Genomic DNA, 1,620 nt, shown 5'->3' on the forward strand with positions numbered 1-1,620 from the left:
GCCGCTTATGTGGGTAATCAGCTTAAGATCGATACAATCATTGCCGAGGTATTGCCCCAGGAAAAAGCATCCAAAATTGATGAGCTTATTACTGAAGGAAAGATTGTGGCAATGACCGGTGACGGTGTGAATGATGCACCGTCACTGGCAAAAGCCGATTTAGGTATCGCCATTGGAGCTGGAACAGATGTTGCTATTGAAACAGCAGATGTTGTTCTGGTTCGAAGTAATCCACTGGATGTAGTAACGATTTTGAAACTTTCAAAAACAACCTATCAAAAGATGATCCAAAACCTGATCTGGGCGACAGCTTATAATATGATTGCACTCCCCTTGGCTGCAGGCGTCCTATATAACCAGGGGATTGTGATCAATCCAGCTGTCGGAGCTGCATTGATGTCGTTAAGTACAATCATTGTAGCAATCAATGCAAAACTACTTAAGATTGATTAACCATTCATCTTTAGTTATCAGCTAGTCAGATTTTGTGATAATACTTTTAAAATCTTGCACTACCTTTATGCATGCAGTGAAAGTGATGAAGCAGATTATATAAAAATTCAGCTCCGAAAGTGATAAAAATCCACATAAAAAGGACAGTGTATTTGGTAGCACTGTCCTTTTATGTATAAAAATGATCTTTAGCTTGCGGTGAATAGCAGAAAGACACTTGCAAAACAATGCATGTGTCTACAATCTGGAAACAGAAAAAATTACTAAGAAAGAAGGTTCTGATTTGAAGGTTTTTCTTCTGTTTGCTCTGATTTATCTTTGTTACCACCCCTTAACATCATCGGCATCATGAGTACCATCATAATTGGGCAAATGAATGGCAGAAGCGTAAATAGAATACCTTGATAACCAAGTAATGTTATGATAAGTAATATTAAAATGGGTGCACCACAACAAAGTGCCACCATCATGAGAGGTTCTCAGGCAACGGTTATCCACATGGGCTCAAAGGTGAAGAAATTCCACTGGGTTCACGAATCATTGCAATTGCCGATACCTATGATGCAATGACAACAGATCGACAGCGATTTAGCCATGAGGTGGCAGTTGTGGAGATTCAAAAAAATAGTGGCACTCAATTTGATGACAAATTGGTTGAAGCATTTATGAAAATTGAAAGTATCGTCAAAAATATTAATTAGCAATCAGGTGTTGCTAGAAATACGCATCATTTAAAATAAAGTCAGTATATTAGAATAATTGATACATTGCTTTATTTTTATAAGTTTTTCGAATAATTTCTTTTCTCCATAAGTTCTACAAAAGTTGATGCTATGATATCGTCAGACAAGAAGTGACAAGGAGAATGACCAATGGAAGAAAAACAAATATCAAAGACATTTTCAGTGAGTGGGATGACCTGTGTTAACTGTGAAAATCGAATTGAGAATAAACTAAAAAAGCTTGATGGCGTTACCGATGTCACTGCAAGTTATACGCGTTCACGGGTCAGTTTTACATACGACCCGGATTGTGTGAAGCTGTCAACTATTGTACAGTCTATTGAAAGCATGGAGTATCATGTGAAACGTGCAGGTGAAAAACAAAAGAATCAAACCGTTGAAAAGAAAAATAAAATTAATGAAGTGTTAGGAATCGGCATCATCA

General features: G+C 37.2%; 4 protein-coding genes. 3 read left to right on the forward strand and 1 reads right to left on the reverse strand.

Annotation, left to right across the window (positions count from 1 at the left end):
• Positions 1–453: HAD-IC family P-type ATPase (locus Q8O35_RS10315; protein WP_305572942.1), on the forward strand; the 453-nt coding region annotated here is incomplete at its 5' end.
• 263 nt (positions 454–716) lie between these two features.
• Here Q8O35_RS10315 and Q8O35_RS10320 read toward each other — a convergent pair.
• Positions 717–923, reverse strand: a complete 207-nt coding sequence (locus tag Q8O35_RS10320; RefSeq protein ID WP_305572944.1) for a hypothetical protein — start codon at positions 921–923, stop codon at positions 717–719.
• 48 nt (positions 924–971) lie between these two features.
• Between Q8O35_RS10320 and Q8O35_RS10325 the strand changes: the two genes are divergently transcribed.
• Positions 972–1,154 carry an HD-GYP domain-containing protein gene (locus Q8O35_RS10325; RefSeq protein WP_371133123.1) on the forward strand — a complete coding sequence of 61 codons (183 nt, stop codon included), beginning with the start codon at positions 972–974 and terminating at the stop codon, positions 1,152–1,154.
• A 171-nt stretch (positions 1,155–1,325) separates the two neighbouring features.
• Positions 1,326–1,620, forward strand: a 295-nt coding sequence (locus tag Q8O35_RS10330) for a cation transporter (protein ID WP_305572948.1), incomplete at its 3' end; no start/stop codon positions are given.

This window comes from Humidesulfovibrio sp., assembly GCF_030689645.1.
Classification (GTDB): domain Bacteria; phylum Desulfobacterota; class Desulfovibrionia; order Desulfovibrionales; family Desulfovibrionaceae; genus Humidesulfovibrio.

Excerpts from the sequence above, each read along its gene's own strand:
- Q8O35_RS10320 (WP_305572944.1), bottom strand. The coding sequence starts at position 923 with ATGATGGTGGCACTTTGTTGTGGTGCACCCATTTTAATATTACTTATC.